The sequence below is a fragment of the Embleya scabrispora DSM 41855 genome, assembly GCF_000372745.1.
Lineage (GTDB): Bacteria > Actinomycetota > Actinomycetes > Streptomycetales > Streptomycetaceae > Embleya > Embleya scabrispora.
Genome location: NZ_KB889715.1, coordinates 24,073 through 42,693, shown reverse-complemented (window position 1 = coordinate 42,693; position 18,621 = coordinate 24,073). Strand labels below are relative to the sequence as shown.

Below are 18,621 nucleotides of genomic sequence, written 5' to 3'. Positions count from 1 at the left end.
GAAAGGGATCAGGTCGGGCCACGTGATCCGCTTCGCCGACAGGATCCAGCCGCTCCAGACAAGAAACACGGCGGTTACCGGTGCCTCGCCGGCGGCGGCCACCAGACCTTGCCCGCTCCCGCCGAGGACGGCGGAAAGCCACCCGATGACAATCGTGTAGCCNCCCAAAGTGAGGATCCACCACAGGTCGTTTCGCGTGTTGCGCACGCTGAGGGGCTTGAGTTCCCATGTCTGTTCGAAGAGCCGCTGGGCGGCTCGCGCGAAGCTCAGNACCGAGATCAGCAGGAACACCAGCCCGAGGGTGCCCACGCTCGCGTTNGCGCTTTCGGCAGGGGAGAAGAGGGAGTCGACCGCCTCGGCGCCCGCTCCGGTGAGGCGGTAGCGCTTGATGATCCGCTCCGCGGNGTCGTAGCGGACGAAGTCGCCCAGGACGGCGCTNCCGAGGACCGCGAGCGGAACCAGTGCGGTGAGGGCGCTGGACGCCAGGGCCATCGAGCGGTCGAAACCGACGATCCGCTGAAACCGGTTGACGACTCGCAACGCGAAGGCCGGACGCAGCCAGAACGTCAGCGTTCCGACGAGACGCTCGCGATTGATCCTTGCCGTCCTGCCCTCCGTGAAGAGTCGAAACCTGTGTGGCGGCGCGAGCTTAACGGACGGTCATGGGGTCGATGACGGGCGACACGGATGTTTCCCTCGGACGGCTGTGACCGATGCTCGACTTGCCTGGAGGCACCGGTTCCTGCCGGGTGTTCGTCCGTCGGTGGGTTGGTAGGGTCCGGGGCGCCGGTGATCGACCGGTGGCGCGAAAGATGGTTTCGAAAGGGTGGACCTGTGCAGACGCGGCAGCTCGGTGGCCGATATACCTGGGTGTGCTTGCTCGGCCGGGGTGGCATGGGCGAGGTGTGGGAGGCGTGGGACGCCGAGCTGCAACGCGCGGTGGCGGTGAAGCTGCTCACGGCCGTGCCCGGGGATCCGGGTGCCGGGTCGCGGTTGCGGGATGAGGCGCGGGCGGTGGCGCGGCTGAGCGACCCGAATATCGCGGCGGTCCATGATGTCTACCGCGCCCCCGACGGCCGGGACTACCTGGTGATGGAGCTGGTGCGCGGGTCGAGTGTGCAGCAGCTGATCCGCGAGCACGGCCCGTTGTCGTGGCCGACCGTTGCGGATCTGGGCGCGCAGACCGCGCGTGCGTTGGCCGCGGCCCATCGTGCGTCGGTGGTGCACCACGACATCAAGCCGTCGAACCTGCTGGTCACCGACGAGCAAGTGGTCAAGGTGGTCGACTTCGGGATCGCCGCCACCCCCGATGCCGGCACCGCGCCGGATGCGGGTGGCGCGCCGGGGCTTGGCACGGCCGCGTACACCGCCCCGGAACGTGCCCTGGGGCACCCGAGCGGTGCGGCGGCGGACCTGTACGCGCTGGGCTGTGTGCTGTACGAAGCCCTCACCGGCCACCCGCCGTTCGTCGGCGGCGACCCCGCCGAGGTGTTGTACCGGCACATCCACGAGGAACCGGCACCGGTCGCGCCGGTGCGCCCCGACGCCCCCGCCGAGTTGGGTGCGCTCGTCCACCGGCTGCTGGCGAAGAGCCCGCAGGACCGGCCGCGCTCCGCCGCCGAGACCGCGCACGCACTGGCCGCCTGGGCCGGGCCGGGTTCCGCCGCGGTCGCGGTGCCCGGTGCGAGCGCGACACAGCTCCTGCCGCCCGTACCCGCGTCCGCGCCGGCCGAGGCCGCACCGCCCGACGACGGAGCCACTGCGCTGCTGCCGCAGCTGCTGTCCGACGACGAGCCGCCGCACAGCGCACGGAGCGGCGACCCCCGCGGCCGGCGTCGTGGCCTGCTGCTGGTCGGGGGCCTGGTCGGCGCGGCGCTCGCGGTGGTGCTGGTGATCGTGCTGCTCGCGGCCGTGGACACCGGAGGCAACCAGGCCGGTCCGGCCTCCGAGAGCACCGCCGGCGGATCCGCGTCGGCCGCTCCGGGCGGTGCCGAGGCGACGGCCTCCGCGACGGGTCCGGGCGCCCCTGTTCCCGCGACCACGACGCCGGGCACGCCGTCCACCGCGCCGCCCTCAACCGTGGCGAGCACTGCACCGCCGTCCACTGCGGGCCCGGCGCAACTGGCTGCCGACCTGAACGCCGCCTACCCCGCCGCGTCCGCGTCGATGCAGCAGAAACTGGCCCGGGAAACCCGCGGCGACGTGAACGAGATCGCCCAGAAGCTGCGCGGCGGCGAGACGGGCAAAGCCGCCGAGAAAGCCCGCGACCTGCGCCAGAGCCTCGTCGAGGCCCAGACCAAGGGCAAGTGGGACGGCGACGCCGTGTTCCTCCGACTCCTCCAGCGCATCGCCGCAGGCTGACCACCGCCGATCGCACCCACACGCCCGCAACACCCGGTTGACGGAACCCTGCCGCCCGCCACATGTTCGATGTCCCCGGTCGATTACGTAAGTGATGGGCGCGCAGGGACGGTGCGGAGCTCTGCTGCGGGCCAGGATCTCGGAGTCCTTTGACCAGACGGGCCGTGCGCCGTCCCTCCTCTCTCCCGGCCCATTGATCTTCCCCAGGACCCCAAGGGCGCTCGCCCAGGGCGGGCGATCGGCCATCGGTGATCGTGGTCCAAGTCGCCGGCAGGAGTCATCTCTCAACAGGCCGGGAGCCATCGAGCTCCCTCACGGACGGAGAGCCCTGCCCGCTGCTGGGGTCACGAACGGCCAATCGGATGCCGGGCCACCGAGCCCTTCCAGCAGGGAGCCGCGGACCCCTGCTCGACTGCGACCGGGCAGCACCTCGAACCGAGAGGACGTACGCACGAAGGGCCGTCACCTGCGGCATCGACTGGGCCGGCGACCACCATGACATCGCCTTGGTCGACGGGGAGGGAGTCGTCGTGGCCAAGGCCAGGATCACCGACGACCCCACCGGCCTGAACACACTCCTTGAACCATTGACCACACACGGGGATAGCCCGGACGTGCCGACCCCGGTCGCCATCGAGACCTCGCGCGGTCTTCTTGTCGCCTGCCTGCGCGCGACCGGTCTACGCCATCAACCTGATGGCCGCCGCCCGCTACCGGGAGCGCCACGCGGTCAGCCGGAAGAAGTCCGACCATCTGGACGCGACGGTGCCGGCCGACATCCTGCGGACCGACCCGGGCCGCCTTCCGAACGCTGCCGGCCGACAGCGAACTCGCCAAGGCCATAGCGGTCTTGGCCCGCGCCCAGCAGGACGCCGTCTGGGACCGGACCCAAGCCGCAACAAACTCCGCTCCCATCTGCGTGAATACTTCCCGGCTTCCTGGGCTCCTTCGAGTCGGTACGCGAAGGGCTCTGCCACCCGGTGGCCCGCGCACTCCTTGCCGCCGCTCCCACCCCCGGGCAGGCTGCCCGGCTCACCCGCGCGCAACTGCGCGCGGTCGTCCGGCGAGCCGGACGCAAGCGCGGGATCGAGGCCGAGGCCGACCGGCTCCGCGAGATCCTGCGACGCCCGCAGACGCATCGGATGTCTGGTCGGTGACCCGAACGACCTCGCCGGCGTGGTCCTACTCAGCGATGCACCCGAGGGGCCCGCAGCTCCTACTCGGTCCGCAGCGCTGTGGCGGTGCGGGCGCGGGCGGCCCGGCGGGCGGGCAACAGCGCACCGATCATCGCGATCACGAGGCCGCCGAGGCCCAGCAGGGCCAGTTCGGCCGGGTGGTACACGGCCACGGCCGAGGCGGGCAGGTTGATCCCGGCGTTGTGTCCCATCGCGGGTAGCACCGCCGCGTGCAGGGCGACGCCGGCCGGCACTCCGATGGCGCCACCGACGAGCCCGACCAGGGCGACCGAGGCGAGGACCATCGCGATCGTCTGTCGAGGGGTCATCCCGAGCGCCTTGTGCACGCCGAGGTCGCGCACGCGTTCGCGGGTGTCGAGCAGGACCGTGTTGAGCACGCCCAGGCCGGCCACGACGACCAGCATCAGGGTGAGCAGGGAGCAGAGCGAGACCAACAGCACGATCACGTCGCTCTTGGTACCGGCGGTGTCCACCCGGGCGAACAGGCCCGTCGGTTGCAACGCGGCGTTGAGCGCGTCCACGTAGCCGGTCAGGTCTGTGCCCGGGCGCAGCGCGATGTGGTGACTCGAGGCCCGCAGGTTCGGTTCGGTGGTGGTGAGCGTCGCGGCGTCGGTGAGCAGTTCCATGCCCTGATGCGCGGTGTCGAAGACCTCGCCGACGATCCGGACCGGGACCGCCGTGCCGTGGTCGGTCAGCGTGACGGTGTCGCCGATGCGCGCGCCGGCCGCGGTCAGGAACGGGGTCGGCGCGACCGCCTCCGAACCACCTTCCCGAGGTCATCCGGTAGCCGCTCCACGAGGCGTCGCCGCTGAAGGCCAGGACCTCGGTGGCGCCGGCCGTGCCGGGTACGGTGACCTGTGCGTGGGCGACGCCGTAGTACGCCTTGGTTCCGGCTTGGGCGGCGATCGTCGTGGCGACCGACGCGGCGACGGTCGCGGGATCGGCCGCCGGCCGCGCGGCGGGTCCGGTGGCGGCGGGGAGCCCTTCGGGTGTACCGGGGCGCGGTGGCGGCGGGCCGAATCCCGAGTCGCCCGGATCGAGGGCGTCGACGACCACGTCCGCGCTGTGGTGGTCTTTGGCTGTCTGGATCCAGGTCAGCGTCGAGGTCAGCCCGATCGCGAAGGTGATTGCGAGGGCGCCGAACGCGATCGCCGCGACCATCGACGCGGCCCGGAACGGATGGGCGAACGGGTGGGCCAGACCCAGGCCGATCGGGCGCGGCAGCGGCAGCCGCGCGGTCAGCCGGGCTGCGCGTCGACCCCGACCGGGCCCGGCTCCCCGCCCGACGGCGAGCGCGTCGACCGTGCGCAGCCGGCCCGCCCGCCACGCGGCCGCGCACGCGGTCGGCGCGACCAGGGTCAGCGTTCCGACGAACACCGCGACGTCGACATACGGGGCCACGCTCGACGTCGGCGTGTCGTAGACCCGTCCGGTCTTGGCCAGTACCGGGACGGCGAGCAGGTTGCCGAGCACGAGGCCGAACACCGTACCGATCACCGCCGGGACCAACGCCCGGCCCAGGTAGGCCCGAACCACCTGGGCCGGGGTGAAGCCGAGCGCCTTGAGGATGCCGATCCGGCGTACGCCCGCGCCGACGGCGCCGGCCACCACGTTTCCGACGACCAGCACCGACATGATCAGGCCCAGGGCGCCGAACGCGATCAGGAACGGTACGAACAGCGCGGTGTTGCGGTCGGTGCCGCGCCGGACGTCGAGCCAGGACCGGGCTCCGCTCAGTGCCCCGGCGGGCAGCGCGGCAGTTACCGAGGCGCGGCCCGAGGCGACGTGGGCGCCGCTGTCGGCCGAGGCGAAGCGGTAGAGCATCTGGTACGAGCGGGGCCCGGTCAGCGTGGCGAATTCGGCGGGCGCGACCCAGCCGTCGGCGCTGCGACCGACCGAGCGGGCGACGCCGACCACGATCAGCGTCGGTGCGCCGGGCAGATCGGGCAACACCAGGACGCTGCCCAGGGCCATGTGTGGGTTGCTGATCGACATCACGATCTGGCCGGGCCGGGTTGCCCAGACGCCGTTGGTCAGGGTGACCGCGTCCACGGGTCCGCCGGGTGCGGAGCGGCCGACCACGGTCATCGGCGGCAGGTCGAAGCCGGTGAAGATCTCGGTGCCCGGGCCGCCGCGCGGCGCGATCGAGGTGATCGGGAACGGCCCGGCGGACGAGTCGACTCCGGCCGCGTGGGCGGATGCCGCCAACTGTTCGGGCGTGACCTTGTCCGCGTCGAACTGCGCGGTCAGGTGCGCGCCGTGCTGTCGCGCGAAGGCCTGGTCGAATGGCGCGATCGAGGCCACCAGGAGCGACCCGCCGAGCACCGAGGCGGCCACCGCCATCAAGGTGGCGAGGCTGATCACCAGGGTCTGCACCCGCCGGAGCCGCACCGCCGAACGGACCCCCCGGGCCGGCGCCCTCATCGGGTCGATCCCGCCACGACGTCGTCGGCCACCCGGCCGTCGACGAGCCGGACGGTACGGGTTGCGCAGGCTCGGGCCAGTGCCTGGTCGTGGGTGACCAGGACGATGGTCTGGCCGTCGGCGTGCAACTCGGTGAGGAGGTGCCCCACGTCCGCGCCGGCGGCGGTGTCCAGCGCACCGGTCGGTTCGTCGGCAAGCAGCAGCACCGGTCTGTTCATCAATGCCCTTGCCACCGCGACGCGTTGCCGCTCGCCGCCGGACAGCCGGCCCGGTCGGGCGTGGGCGTGTCGCTCGATGCCCAGCGATGCGAGCAACTCTGCTGCCCGCCGCCGGGCCGGGCCGCGAGCGAGGCCGCCCAGTTGGGCCGGCAACAACAGGTTGTCGGTGACGGAGAGGTCGTCGAGCAGGTTGAAGAACTGGAAGACCATGCCGATTCGATCTCGTCGATGGCGCGCCGAGGCCGCCTCGGTGAGTGCGTCCATCCGCACGCCGGCCACGGTGACCGAGCCCGCGTCGGGTCGGTCCAGACCGGCGATCAGGTTGAGCAGGGTGGACTTGCCGCTGCCGGACGGGCCGAGGATCGCCACCGCCTCACCGGCGCGTACGGTCAGCGACACGTCGTCGAGGGCGGGCGGCGCGCCCTGATGGCCCCATCCTGGCCCCGATCGTGGTCGCGGCCAACGGACTTCGCACCTGGCGGCGTCGCGCGGACGAGGACCGCCGCCGGCTGCGCGACCTGGAGCGCGACCAAGAGGACGCGCTGCACCGTGCGGTGGAGCATGAACGCGCCAGGATCGCAAGGGAGTTGCATGACGTGGTGACGCACAACGTGAGTGTGATGGTGATTCAGGCCGGCGCCGCGCGCACGGTCATGACCGGTGCTCCCGAGCAGGCCCGCGAGGCGCTGCTCGCGGTCGAGGCGGGCGGTCGGGCGGCGCTGGCCGAGTTGCGGCGCGTGATGGGGTTGCTCGCGGTCGACACCGACGCACCCGAACCGGCCGGCACCGCGGACCTGACGCCGCAGCCCGGACTGGACCGGTTGGCCGCGCTGATCGGGCGGGTCCGCGAAACCGGACTGCCGGTGGAATTGACCGTGACCGGGGAGCGACGCGCCGTGCCCTCGGGGGTCGAACTGGCCGCGTACCGGGTGGTCCAGGAGGCGTTGACCAACACCGTCAAGCACGCGACGGGCGCGACCGCGACGGTGCTGGTCGAGTATGGTGCCGAGCAACTGCGCGTGGAGGCGCCGACTCCGGCGGCCAACCCGGTACCGGCGCCGATGCGGGCAACGGGCGCGGCCTGATCGGACTGCGCGAACGTCTCGCCGTCTACGGTGGGACGCTGCACGCCGGGCGGCGTGTCGGCGGTGGCTACCGCGTAGAAGCCCTGATCCCCCTGGAGGCGCCGTGACCGAGCCGTTGCGCGTTGTGGTCGCCGACGATCAGGCGCTGGTGCGCACCGGGTTCCGGATGATCCTGGCGGCGAGCGGGATCGACGTGGTCGGCGAGGCGACCAACGGCACCGAAGCCGTGGAGGCGGTTCGGCGGACCCGACCCGACGTGGTCCTGATGGGCATCCGGATGCCCGAGCTGGATGGTCTGGAGGCCACCCGCCGTCCTGACCGGTGCCGCTGCCGAGCCTCGGGTGGTCATCCTGACCACGTTCGACCTGGACCACTACGTCTACGCGGCGCTGTCCGCCGGGGCGAGCGGCTTCCTGCTCAAGGACGTCACGCCGGAACACCTGGTCGCCGCCGTGCACATGGTCCGTTCCGGCGACGCACTGTCGGCGCCGGCGATCACCCGTCGACTGGTCGAACGGTTCGCCCGCCGTGATCCGGACGTGACCTCGCTCCACCGAGACCTGTCCGCGCTGACCCCTCGGGAACTGGAGGTCCTGGGCCTGCCGGCCCGGGGCCTGAGCAACGCGGAACTCGCGGGCCGATTGCACCTGTCCGAGGCGACGGTCAAGACCCATGTGGCCCGCATCCTGGGCAAACTCGGCCTCCGGGACCGCGTCCAAGCGGTGGTGGCGGCCTACGAGATGGGCTTGGTCAGCGCAGGCGGCGGCAGCGAGCCGGCGCGAGCGCAGGGGTGAGGCGGACACGAGAGGCCACGCCCGCGAGCGTTCCCGTGATCACGGGGCCGGTGGCGCCGGTGCGATGGCCCGGGCCGGCGCGCGACCGGCGGTCGCGGTTGCTTCTCCCGTTGCTCCTCCCATTGCGTCTCCGGTTGCCCTTCCGGTTGCCTCGATCCGTCCCCGCGTGTGGGCGAACAGGCTGGTCAACGCGATGAGCAGGACCAGCGGGGCGCGGCGTCGCTTCCGGGGCGGATGCGTTGGGTCTGCGAGTCGTTGCAGAAGCCGTGTCCAGGGTCGGAGGCCGCCAGGTTGTGGCGTGCCGCGGTCGCCGATCGCGTCGTGACGCCTTGCGCGGCTTCCGCCGCCGGGTCTCCGCAGTACGTGCCGGGGTCGAGGAAGGCTCCCCGTGAACCCGAACGCTCACTCACCGGATCTTCGTGGAGTTCCTCTTCCCCGTAGCCGTAGCGGCGGCACCGGCTAGGCTGTTCGGGCTCCTCGGGTCGCTCCGGCGGCAACGGCCGGTCGGGCAGTTCGGCCGGCTACGCCGTCGATCCTCCCGTACGCAGGGGGAGTTCGCACTGACGGTGACCATCACCCCGGCGCTGCCCGCGCGGCCGTGGATGGCCACCAACTCCGGCGGCATGGCGATCGGCCGCCGGATCAGCGCACTTCGGGTCGACCCCGGCCCGGAACGGCCGCCGCCCATTCCTCCGGGCCCCGCCGTGGTACCGCGGTACCACCCCCGGCGCGCGGATCAGTCCGCGGTACCACGGTCGGCGGCTTCGCTGCTTCTAGCGTTGCCGGTGAGGCAGTCCGGGAAGCCCGGACCCGTCGTAGGCGAGAGAAGACGCGATGATCGAGGCAACGCAGCTGACGAAGCGTTTCGGAGACCGGACGGCCGTCGACCGGCTGGACTTCGTGGTCAAGCCGGGATCCGTGACCGGATTCCTGGGCCCCAACGGGGCGGGCAAGTCCACCACCATGCGGATGATCGTGGGTCTGGACACGCCCTCCGGCGGCACGGTGACCGTCAACGGGCGCCGCTACGCGGGGCACACGGCCCCCCTCCAGGAGGTCGGCGTGCTCCTGGAGGCCAAGTCCGTCCACCCCGGCCGCTCCGCCTTCGCGCACCTGATGGCGCAGGCGCACACCCACGGGATTCCGCGCCGCCGGGTGGAGGAGGTGATCGAGCTGACCGGCCTGCAGTCGGTGGCGAAGAAGCGCGCGAAGTCCTTCTCCCTGGGGATGGGCCAGCGCCTGGGGATCGCCGCCGCGCTGCTCGGCGACCCGGCCACCATCATGCTCGACGAGCCGGTCAACGGCCTGGACCCGGAGGGCGTGCTGTGGATTCGTAACCTGCTCACCGAACTGGCCGCCGACGGCCGCACCGTGTTCGTCTCCTCGCACCTGATGACCGAGATGGCGCTCGTCGCCGACCACCTGATCATCGTCGGCCAGGGCCGCCTGCTGGCCGACACCACCGTGCACGACCTGGTCCGCCGGGCCGGCGGCGACACGGTGTCGGTGGCCACCGCCGACCCCGCGCGCCTGCGCGAGGTGCTGGCCGGTCCCGGTGTGGAGATCACCGGCCGGGGCGGCGAGGAGGAGCTGTATGTGGTCGGCCTGACCGCGCGCGAGATCGGCCTGAAGGCCGCCGCGGCCGGGATCGCCCTGTTCGAACTGACCGCCAGGACGGTCTCGCTCGAAGCCGCGTTCATGGAGCTGACCAAGGACTCGGTCGAATACCACGGCACCACCGAGATCTCCGCGAGGGCAGCCGCATGAGCACACTCACCACCACCGCGGTCCCCGCTGCCGCGCCCACGCCGGCCGTACGCCCGGTGTATCGGGTCACCGGTCGGCGCGTACTGCGCTCGGAGTGGGCGAAGCTGTGGTCGCTGCGCTCCACCTGGATCACCCTCGCCCTGGCCCTGGTGTTCCTGGTCGCCTTCGGGCTGATCGCCGCGGCGCAGTACGAGTCCAGGTTCTCCTCCGGGCGACACATGGACGCCGACTTCGCAGACTCCACGGCGGTCAGCCTGTCCCTGTTCGGGACCAACTTCGCTCAGCTGGCGCTGGGCGTCCTGGGCGTGCTGGTCACCGCCGGCGAGTACTCTACCGGGATGATCCGCTCCACCCTGGTGGGGGTCCCGCGCCGCCTCCCGGTGCTGTGGGCCAAGGCCGCGGTCTTCGGCCTGATCGCGTTCGCGGTCGGTCTCGTCGGCGTGTTCACCGCCTTCCCGATCGGCAGCGGCATCGTCTCGAGCACGCCCGCCGCGATCGGCATCTCCGACTCGGGTGTGCTGCGCAGCCTGCTGGGCGCCGGACTCTACCTGGGCCTGGTCGGGGTGATCGGCGTCGCCCTCGGCGCCCTGCTGCGCTCGGTGGCCGGCGGCATCTCGGTGCTGGTCGCCTCGCTGATGCTGATCCCCGGCCTGACCTCGCTGCTGCCCAGTTCGTGGCAGAACCACGTCAAGCTGTACCTGCCCAGCGAAGCGGGCCAGTCCATGTTCGAGCTGCACCACGGCGCACATACCCTGACGCCGACGGCCGGGCTCGTGGTCTTCCTCGGATGGGCCGCCCTGGCCCTGACCGGCGCCGCGTGGCGGCTGGCGCGTACCGACGCCTGATCGCGTCAGCAGTCCCGACGGGCCGGGTCGGCGCCACACCGGCCCGGCACCAGCCATCATCGACAGGTGACTCTCGTGCACACCGACGCCCCCGGACCGCCTCCCGCCGAAGTACTCGACCCACTGTGGAGCCACCCGCTGGTGATCCGGGCAGCCCGCCTGGGCCGGCGGCTGCGCCGGGCGGATCGGGCCCACCCATGGGCCCTGGACGCGGCTATCGTGATGGCGGTCTGCCTGATGTTCTGTGTGCCGGACCTGATCCACCGCAACGGCCCGCGAGAACTGACGGGCGTGTTCCACTCCGTGCCCGTGGCCGCCACCGTGGCGCTGCAGGCCGGACTGGTACTGCCGCTGCTGTGGCGGCGCCGCGCGCCGTTCCCGGCCTTCGCCGCGATCACGGCCGTCTTCGTGCTCCAGTGGTCGATCGGCGTCTGGCTGCGCACCGACGTCGCGCTGCTGATCGCGCTGTACAGCCTGGCCCTGCACGGGCGGCTGCGCCGGCTGCCCTGGGCCGGCCTGCTCCTGGCCGCCGTGCCGGCCGTGGTCGCCGCCCGGCTCTGGGCTGTGGTATCCGTGGGCGAGGGATTGTTCTTCCTGTTCTGCGCGATCACCGCGGCCACCGCCCTGGGGTTCGCGGTCCGGATCCGGCGGGCCCAGCTCGCGGTCCTGCGCGAGCACGCGGCCCGGATGGAGATCGAGCGCGATCAGCGCAGCAAGCTCGCAGCAGCCGGCGAACGCACCCGGGTGGCGCGCGAGATGCACGACATCGTCGGGCACAACCTGTCCGTGATGATCACCCTCGCCGACGGCGGCGCGTACGCGGCTCGAGTCACCCCCGAGCGCGGCCCCGAGGCGCTCGACCTGATCGCCGACACCGGCCGCCAAGCGCTGGGCGAACTGCGGCGGATGCTCGGCGCGCTGCGGGAGCAGACCGACGCCCTCGAACTCAGCCCGCAACCGGGGATGGCCGACCTGGACGCGCTGTGCAGCCGGATCCGCGCCGCCGGACCACAGGTCGAATACCGCAGCACCGGGGACGTGGCCGCACTGGACCGCGGCGTGCAGTTGGCCGCCTACCGGATCGCCCAGGAAGCGCTGACCAACGCGCTCAAACACGCTGGACCGCAGACCCGGGCCCGACTCGCGCTGAACGTCCGGAAAAGCCGGCTGCGCATCCACGTCCAGGACACCGGACCACCCACCGACGACAAGAGGCCCACGTTCGCACCCGAGGAAGGACACGGCCTCGCGGGCATGCGCGAGCGCGCCGCGCTGTACGGGGGAACCGTGGTCGCCGGACCCCGACCCGGCGGAGGATGGACGGTGCAGGCCACCCTCCACCTCGCCCCGCTGCCCGGTCCGCAAGGAGCTGCCTCATGACCAGCGTGCTCATCGTCGACGACCAGCCACTGCAGCGCTACGGTTTTCGGATGCTGCTCGAAGCGGTTCCGGACACCGAGGTCGCCGGCGAGGCGGCGCACGGCGCCGAGGCGGTACGGCAGGCCGCCGAACTGCGCCCCGACGTGGTGCTCATGGACGTACGGATGCCCGGCATGGACGGCATCGAGGCCACTCGGCGGATCATCGCCGCCGGTGGCCGCTCGCGCGTACTCGTACTGACCACCTTCGACCTGGACGAGTACGCGCACGCCGCGCTGCGCGCCGGGGCCAGCGGCTTCCTGCTCAAGGACGCGCATCCGGAGGAACTGCTGGCCGGCATCCGGGCGGTCGCGGGCGGGGACGCGGTGATCGCGCCCGCGCTGACCCGACGTCTGCTCGACGCGTACGCCCGGCACCTGCCGACCCACGCCGAGGAGCGCGACCCGAGCGAGAACCCGCGCCTGCGCACGCTGACCGAACGCGAACACGAGATCCTGCTGGCCATCGGAAACGGCTGGACCAACGCGGAGATCGCCGAGCGCCTGGTCGTCTCGGAGTCCACCGTCAAGACGCACGTCGGCCGGGTGCTGGCGAAGATCGGCGCCCGGGACCGGATCCAGGCGGTGATCTTCGCGTACGACCTCGGCCTGGCCCGGCCCAACGCGGGCGGACCCGAGTGACCTCCCCGGTCCGGGAGGCCACGTGGTACGGCCGGCGCGCGGTGGCCGCGGCGGCGCCGGCTTCACGCACACGGCCCGCAGCACGCCGCGGACCTCGTCGACCGTGGGGTAGCTGGGCGCCGGCCGGACCACCTCGGCGGCACAGCCGTCCGCAACCTCCAGGCCGACGAAGCAGCCGGCCCCGGGCCGGGCCCAGGAGGCTACCCGCTCGCCCGTGCCGCGGTCGCCGAGGAACGGGACCAAATCGCCCGGGAGATCCACGACATCCTGGAGCACGGCGTCTCGATCACGGTCCTGCACGCGGAGGCCACCAAGCCGGCCCGCGCCGACCAGCCCGCGGTGGTGGACCGCACGCTGTCCACCGTGACCGACACCGGCCGCACGGCCCTGGCCCATCCACGTCTGTTGCTCGCAGTCCTCGACATACTTGCCCGCGCCGACGGGACGCGCCCGTACGCCCCGACACGCCTCCTCGAACCTGAAGGCGCTGGTCGCCCGTTGCGCTCAGGGCCGCGCCGATTGACCCGGCCACCACCGGATCGTCCAGGAGGCGCCCACCGATGGGTCAAACACGCCGCCCCCGATGCCCGGGCCCGGGTCGACATCGACTTCGGCCGCACCGCCTTGCCGCGCACTGTCTCGATCTCGGCGCACAACGAACCCGGCCGGGCCACCCCCCAGGGGCCGTCGTCGTCCGGTCGAGGCCGGGCCGGCATGCGCGGGTGTTGTTCCCCTACGCAGGTCTGGTCCGACCGGGCGAGGACGCCCCGCGCTGGGCCGCGCGGCGCCCCTTGCTCTCAGCGTTCTCTCAGGCGTGATCCGCAATGGTTTCGAGGAAAGAGTTCCGGTACGTCGTCGTTCCCGCGATACACGGTCGAACCGACACCGGACCGCGAAATATCGGAGGGAGCGCTATGGCGCCGTCGGCCGTGTCCGACCTGGCCGTGAACGTCCTGGACGCGAGTTCGTTGTTGTCCGCGTTCGGTGCGATCGGAATTGCCGTGGTGTTGTTCGCGGAGACCGGTCTGCTGATCGGCTTCTTCCTACCCGGCGACTCGTTGCTGTTCACCGCCGGTCTGCTGTGCGTGTCGAGCTCCTCCGGGGTCCACCTGACGCTGTGGCAGGTCCTGCTGGCCGCCGTGGCCGGAGCCCTGATCGGCGCGCAGGTCGGGTACGTCCTGGGCCGCCGCGGCGGACGCGCGCTGCTCGCCCGGTACAAGAACAAGAGCCTGCACGAGGGTGTGCAGCGGGCCGAGGAACTGCTGGCCCGGTACGGACACGCCAAGGCGGTGGTGTTGGCCCGCTTCGTACCGATCGTGCGTACCGTGCTGAACCCCCTCGCCGGCGTCCTGGAGATGCCGGTGCGCACCTTCACGCTGTGGCAGACCCTCGGCGGGGCGGTCTGGGCGATCGGTCTGGTCATGGCGGGCTACGGCCTGGGTTCGTCGGTGCCCAACGTGGACACCTACCTGCTTCCGATCGTGGCGCTGGTCGTCCTGGTGTCGCTGACGCCCATCGCCCTCGAACTGCTCAAGACGCGGCGGCGGAAGCAGAGCACCACACTCCGACACGCCGGACATCGGGAGGAATCATGAGCGAGTCGGCCCTTTCCGGCTCGTCCGTCGACGGCGGGCTGTACACGCGGGTGACCGCATGGGCCCGGCACGCGCCGGATTTCGTCAACCGGGTGATCGAGGACTGGACCGCGTACGGCCTGGCCGTGTTCGCGGTGCTGATGGTGCTCGCGTGGTGGTCGGCGCGCGGGCAGGACACGGTACGAATGGCCCGGGCGCTGTGCGCGCCGCTGGTGGTGGCCCTGGTGTACGCGCTGGACACCGGGCTCAAGAGCCTGGTCCACGAACAGCGGCCCTGCCAGACCATGGCGAACTCGTTCACCGTCGAGAGCTGCCCGGCTCCCGGCGACTGGTCGTTTCCGAGCAACCACGCGGTGATCGCGGCCGCGGCGGCGACCGTGATCTGGCTGCTGAACCGTGCCCTGGGCATCCTCGCGGCGGTCGCGGCACTGGCGATGGCGGCCTCCCGGGTGTGGGTGGGCGTGCACTACCCGCACGACGTCCTCGTAGGTCTCCTTGTCGGGGCGTTGTTCGCGTGGCCGCTGACCGTGGCGGCGGGTCGGGCCGCGCCCTTGGTGGAGCGGATGCGCGACTCGCGGATGCGTCCGTGGGTCGCCACCGGGCGATGATCGAGCGCGGCCGCACCGCGTTGGCGGACCGGTGGGCACAGGTACGTGGGTGGTACGTGGTCCCGGTGCCACGCGGGCGTGCGCACCCGGTCGCCGCCGTGGTGGTGGCGCTGGTCCTGGCTGTGGCGATCGCCGCGTTCGTCCTGCTCCACCGGCGGTCCCTGGAACGCACGATCGACGCCGACGCGAGTCGGCGGGCCCGGACCGTCGCCGGTCGACTTGGCCCGCACCGGCGTACCGGGCGGCGAGTTCCCGGCCGAGCGCGGTGGGTCGGTACTCGTCCAGGTGCTGCGTCCGGACGGCACGGTACTCGCGTGGTCGAGCGCGCTGAACGGACGGCCGTCGATGTCCGCCGCCCGGCCCGCTGCGGGCCGGCTGATCGTTTGGCCATAGGCCAACCAAACCGAAAGGCGGGTGGATTGGCACGTCATGTCGTCCCGGAATCCGCGAACCCGCGCGCTTCGTGCGAGGACTGCTTGGAGGTCAACAAGGACCCGGCCCACACCATCCTCTGCATCGGCATAGACAACTCCGAACGCCGCCGCCTCCCCGGCATCCGGGGCAACTGGAAACCGTGGCGGACCTCGTTTCCCCTCCTTCGGCCTCCCTACCTGACCAAGCAGCAGATGCTGGACTGGTGCCGCGCGCTGGGCACCGAACCGCCTCGGCTCTTCGCCCAGGGCTGGTCAGACCCAGTGGAGACACCACCTCGAGGTCAACCCCGCGCTGTACACCATGCACGAGCAGCGCGAAGAGGCCATGCGCGCCGTTGTCGGCCCGTACGCCGTCCTGCGCCGAACCCGCAATCGCGTCACCCGGCCGCCTTCGACACCCACACCTCGGAGGCCCTCATGAGCAGCGACGACGCTCGCCTGATTCAAGCTCGCACGATCGACCCGAACTGCACGTTCCAGACGGACGCCGTGTTCGGTGACCTGCTGACCTGCTGACCTGCGCCAGCGTCGCGGTCGCCGCGCGGGTGGCCGAACACCTGTGCGGTCAGGTAGTACGCATATCACGCGCCGCGCATCAACGGGGACCGCGTCTTCCTCGACGTCGGCCGTCCCTGAACCCGACGCATTCCAGGTCGGTCCCGGTCGTCTGCTGTCAACGGGGCGACCGGGACCGGAGGTTGCCGGTCCCATCGGTTCGATCCGAAACCACCCCGGCCACGCGACAGCAGGGAGCCTCGTGTGTACCCACCCGTCCCACACCTACGAGGTCAACTCGACCCAGGGCCTCGTTGCCCAGGACACCACCGAGAGCATCGCCCCGCCGTCTGCGGCGATCGGCGCCTACATCGGCAGCGCGGCCGCCGGGGCGAGCCCCTGGTTCGCGGCCTGGACGGCCGACCCGCAGACCGGCCGTGACGTTCACTGCGCGATGTACACCAGGCTCCTGACCAGCGCTGCCGAGCGCCGGCGCAAGAAGGAGGCGTCGTGACCACGCGCATCGTCCTGCACGTTGAGCGTCATGTTCGCCGCGTCCGGCCACGATGCGGATCTCCGGGTGGCGCTTCTCCACCTTGCCGACCGCATCGACGAAGGCGGTGTAGAGCTCGGACATCCGGTCGTTGGGACCGGCCACGAAGTACGAGACCAGCCCCGACCGACTGTCCTTCGGCACCTGAGCGTCGTCGTAGCCTGGCGCGCGCTCGTCCACGGAGGACGCCTCGTCGGTGCTCTCGTGCTCGCGCTTGTACTCCCGGACCCGGTTGCGGAGCGCCTCCGGGCGCACATCGCGTTCTCGCCCGGTCTGCGCGATCGGCCGAGAAGCGGACTTCAGCGCCGGTTGAATCGCTTCCTCGCGGAACTCGGGCATATGCGAGCCGGGACGTTTCATGGGCCGACCAATGTTGGACGGTCTTGAAGATCCCCCGGAACTGAGCGTTGGCCTGACCTCGACCGGACACGTGGCGGCGTCCGCGAGCAGGCCCGGCAGGCCGTCGGACACCGCCGCCGAGAGCGGTTGGCACGGCGGATCGGGTGAACACACGACCCCGGCCCGGCGCGGCACCCCGGCCGGGTGGTCGGGCGGGCGCGATCGTGGGCCGTGTCGCGGAGCGTTCGCGTGTGGGCCCGAACGTCCCCGTCGACACGTCGCGGCCGGCCGCCCCGCCCCTCGGGCACCGGCCGCGCCCTGCGCCCCCACCGGAACTCCAAGATCGCGCGGGGAGGCGACGGTGACCGCGCTGGAGACCATCGAACGGATCGCGGACGCGCTGCGCATTCCCGGTGCCCTTCCGGGGCCCGGCCCGCCCGGTCATCGCGCGGCCGACGGACGACTCGTCCTCGCGGTCGACATCAGCCCGTGGCTCCGGCCGGACGCGGACACCAGCCCGGGCCGTGCGTTCCGCCACACGTTCGGACGCGGTGAGGGCAGGCACCGGACGATGCCCGGCCGGCCGTTCTCGGTCGTCGCCGCTCTGGAGCCGGGCAGCAACTCGTGGACGGTGGTCCTGGACGCGGTGCGACTCGGGCCCGGCGAGGACGAGGCCGCGGCCACCGCGGTCCAGGTCCGCACCATCCTCGGACGGTTGGTGACCGCCGGCCGGTGGAAGTCGGGCGATCCGGACGTGTTGATCGGGTTCGACGCCGGATACGACGTTCCTCGGTCGCGTCGTCGGCGGTCCTTCGGTCGTCGCGCGGAGTGGAGGCTGCGCGGTGACGGGAAGGGCCGGGCCGTGTGCCGATGGTTGTTTTCGGGGCGGTCTTCGAGAGCCCTTCGCTCCTGGGCGTCCGACGGTCGGGAGGACGTCGCGAGGCCGTCGGAACCGCGCCACGGACGACGGGAAGCGGGCCCTGGCCGCCGGGATATGGCCGTGTGGTCGCGTGGCTCCGAAGCGACCATGGCCGGAGCCGGCGCTACGGCGTGATCGCGCCGACCTGGCGGAGCATCGCGAGGTTGTCCCAGTTCCACCAGCCTTCCACGATCTTGCCGTTATGGAAATGGAAGCTCGTGACGCCGGTGAACGAGACATTCTCGTTCGTCGGCGATATGCCGCCGAAGTCGCCGATGTGCCTGCCCAGCCAACTCCACCGGACCGCGACTTCGTCGCCGTCCGCCAGCGCGCTGTCCACGGTGAACTCGAAGTCGAACGCCGCCCGGTAGCCCTCGATCTCCCGGCGTATGCCGTCGACACCGCGGGTGTCCTCTTCGTTGGCGACGTCGTGATCGTGATAGTCGGCCGCGAAGAACTCGTCGAGTCGACCCAGGTCTCCCTTGGCGATGACCTCCTCGAACAAACGCAGCGCGCTCTGCTTGTTGAGCTGTTCGTCACGCAACACGTCGAGGTCGGTGAACGTCGGCGGTTCGTCGCACAGCGCGACCATCTCCTCGAAAATCCGATTGGTCTCGGGGAGTGACGAGTTGCGTTGCGCTTCCTCGTACGACGGGAACTCGACCATTTCGACGATGTGCGTCGCGTCGGACCTGTCCCGACCCACGATCGCGTGAGTGGCGGTCCGCTTGCCCTTCGTCTGCTCGACCCATGTGTCCATGAGCCGGTTCATGTCGTCGACCCTGCCGGTCTTGCATTCGATGAGTTGAACGAACGTCACGGCGTGCCTCCAGTACCTCTCGGGCTGCCGCCAATACCACCTTATGCCTCGTTCCCGGGGACGTGGTGGGTTGCTTCGGGAGGTGTTGGACGGCTGCGGGTTCTTCTG

Annotated in this window: 14 protein-coding genes and 5 pseudogenes; 15 read left to right on the top strand and 4 right to left on the bottom strand. The window is 71.6% G+C overall.

Translation table 11 applies throughout. The features are described 5' to 3' along the window. Positions 1 to 834 precede the first annotated feature (834 nt). Entirely contained in the window at positions 835 to 2,361 is a 1,527-nt protein-coding gene (locus A3IC_RS63440; protein ID WP_158696339.1) for a serine/threonine-protein kinase, read from the top strand. Positions 2,362 to 2,834: 473 nt separating this feature from the next. Then, positions 2,835 to 3,485, top strand: a pseudogene (locus tag A3IC_RS66155) (IS110 family transposase); the annotation flags it as partial. A 92-nt stretch (positions 3,486 to 3,577) separates the two neighbouring features. On the opposite strand, the gene A3IC_RS73270 reads toward A3IC_RS66155, so the two are convergent. Next, entirely contained in the window at positions 3,578 to 4,183 is a 606-nt protein-coding gene (locus A3IC_RS73270; RefSeq protein ID WP_020556379.1) for an FtsX-like permease family protein, read from the bottom strand. A 754-nt stretch (positions 4,184 to 4,937) separates the two neighbouring features. Beyond that, positions 4,938 to 5,192, bottom strand: a pseudogene (locus A3IC_RS73265) (FtsX-like permease family protein); the annotation flags it as partial. Between A3IC_RS73265 and A3IC_RS73260 the strand changes: the two are divergent. Beyond that, positions 5,191 to 5,376 (top strand): hypothetical protein, encoded by a 186-nt coding sequence (locus tag A3IC_RS73260; RefSeq protein WP_321184124.1) that lies wholly within the window; start codon positions 5,191 to 5,193, stop codon positions 5,374 to 5,376. The pseudogene A3IC_RS73265 and the gene A3IC_RS73260 overlap by 2 nt on opposite strands. 601 nt (positions 5,377 to 5,977) lie before the next feature. On the opposite strand, the gene A3IC_RS59980 is transcribed toward A3IC_RS73260, so the two are convergent. Continuing rightward, positions 5,978 to 6,598: an ABC transporter ATP-binding protein gene (locus A3IC_RS59980; protein ID WP_020556376.1), complete on the bottom strand. Its 621-nt coding sequence runs from the start codon at positions 6,596 to 6,598 to the stop codon at positions 5,978 to 5,980. Between the two features lie 35 nt (positions 6,599 to 6,633). On the opposite strand from A3IC_RS59980, the pseudogene A3IC_RS59975 reads away from it, so the two are divergent. From A3IC_RS59975 to A3IC_RS71960, 12 genes and pseudogenes are all read left to right on the top strand, one after another. Next, positions 6,634 to 7,391: pseudogene (locus tag A3IC_RS59975) on the top strand (sensor histidine kinase); the annotation flags it as partial. Beyond that, a pseudogene (locus tag A3IC_RS59970) lies at positions 7,388 to 8,078 on the top strand (response regulator). The pseudogenes A3IC_RS59975 and A3IC_RS59970, both read left to right, overlap by 4 nt. An 834-nt stretch (positions 8,079 to 8,912) precedes the next feature. Further along, entirely contained in the window at positions 8,913 to 9,845 is a 933-nt protein-coding gene (locus tag A3IC_RS0143615; protein WP_020556374.1) for an ABC transporter ATP-binding protein, read from the top strand. Beyond that, positions 9,842 to 10,690, top strand: a complete 849-nt coding sequence (locus A3IC_RS0143610) for an ABC transporter permease (protein WP_020556373.1) — start codon at positions 9,842 to 9,844, stop codon at positions 10,688 to 10,690. Before A3IC_RS0143615 ends, A3IC_RS0143610 begins: the two co-directional genes overlap by 4 nt. A gap of 75 nt (positions 10,691 to 10,765) precedes the next feature. Further along, positions 10,766 to 12,070, top strand: a complete 1,305-nt coding sequence (locus A3IC_RS0143605; RefSeq protein WP_020556372.1) for a sensor histidine kinase — start codon at positions 10,766 to 10,768, stop codon at positions 12,068 to 12,070. Further along, entirely contained in the window at positions 12,067 to 12,750 is a 684-nt protein-coding gene (locus tag A3IC_RS0143600; RefSeq protein ID WP_020556371.1) for a response regulator, read from the top strand. Before A3IC_RS0143605 ends, A3IC_RS0143600 begins: the two co-directional genes overlap by 4 nt. A 243-nt stretch (positions 12,751 to 12,993) precedes the next feature. Continuing rightward, positions 12,994 to 13,698, top strand: coding sequence for a histidine kinase (locus tag A3IC_RS73865; RefSeq protein ID WP_079027064.1), 705 nt, complete (start codon positions 12,994 to 12,996; stop codon positions 13,696 to 13,698). After that, positions 13,665 to 14,345 (top strand): DedA family protein, encoded by a 681-nt coding sequence (locus A3IC_RS0143590; RefSeq protein WP_020556369.1) that lies wholly within the window; start codon positions 13,665 to 13,667, stop codon positions 14,343 to 14,345. Before A3IC_RS73865 ends, A3IC_RS0143590 begins: the two co-directional genes overlap by 34 nt. Next, positions 14,342 to 14,953, top strand: coding sequence for a phosphatase PAP2 family protein (locus A3IC_RS0143585; RefSeq protein ID WP_020556368.1), 612 nt, complete (start codon positions 14,342 to 14,344; stop codon positions 14,951 to 14,953). Before A3IC_RS0143590 ends, A3IC_RS0143585 begins: the two co-directional genes overlap by 4 nt. Before the next feature lie 78 nt (positions 14,954 to 15,031). Continuing rightward, positions 15,032 to 15,346 (top strand): hypothetical protein, encoded by a 315-nt coding sequence (locus A3IC_RS69405; RefSeq protein ID WP_158696338.1) that lies wholly within the window; start codon positions 15,032 to 15,034, stop codon positions 15,344 to 15,346. Positions 15,347 to 16,144: 798 nt separating this feature from the next. After that, entirely contained in the window at positions 16,145 to 16,396 is a 252-nt protein-coding gene (locus A3IC_RS0143565; RefSeq protein ID WP_020556364.1) for a hypothetical protein, read from the top strand. 814 nt (positions 16,397 to 17,210) lie between these two features. Beyond that, a pseudogene (locus tag A3IC_RS71960) lies at positions 17,211 to 17,567 on the top strand (transposase); the annotation flags it as partial. A 250-nt stretch (positions 17,568 to 17,817) separates the two neighbouring features. On the opposite strand, the gene A3IC_RS0143555 reads toward A3IC_RS71960, so the two are convergent. After that, positions 17,818 to 18,513, bottom strand: a complete 696-nt coding sequence (locus A3IC_RS0143555; RefSeq protein ID WP_020556362.1) for an ester cyclase — start codon at positions 18,511 to 18,513, stop codon at positions 17,818 to 17,820. Positions 18,514 to 18,621: the final 108 nt, after the last annotated feature.